Source organism: Pedococcus sp. P1_H8 (genome assembly GCF_056405175.1).
The window spans coordinates 1-487 of the sequence record NZ_JBFUCP010000177.1 but is presented as its reverse complement, the minus strand read 5'-3'; the positions used below and the strand labels follow the sequence as shown (position 1 = coordinate 487).

Sequence of the window (487 nt, the reverse complement as noted above, 5' to 3'; positions counted from 1 at the left end):
CTACAAGTTCCAAGATCTGTTCTTGGACTTCGCCGCCGAGCTACAGGACGAGCCGTATCGGTCCCATCTCGGGCCCGATGAGTCCGAGGATGGCCTGGAAGATGCAGCGCAGTGGGTCGTCAGCCAGGGGCGCGTGAGATACGAAGCGGTTCTCACAGAGCCAAGCCGGATGCCATCACACATCGACGGCGGAGATCCAGCCAATCTTGGCGGGCTCGCTTGTGAGGTCTACTACGAGCGGTTCGGGGAGCCGCTAGACCTGATCTAGATGTGGTTCCCAGGCCGGTTGCGAACAGCGTGGCGTGACGCACCGGGCGGGCTCTCACGATCATCGCGGTCTCCCTGCGCCGTCGACGTCGACTACCTGCCGACCCGTCGCGGCAGATGTCACCCGACCACCCGACAAAAACGAGGTCACGACCTCTTTCGAGTTCGTGACCTCGTCTGCTGCGGTTCAAGGAACTGCTGCCTCGTAGGTGACGTGGAG

The 487-nt window shown here is 62.2% G+C and carries 1 protein-coding gene; it reads left to right on the top strand.

What is annotated here, in order from left to right; genetic code table 11:
- Positions 1-268 (top strand): hypothetical protein (locus AC1DYG_RS19470; protein WP_477641501.1); only part of this gene is annotated, 268 nt, incomplete at its 5' end.
- Between the last annotated feature and the right edge of the window lie 219 nt (positions 269-487).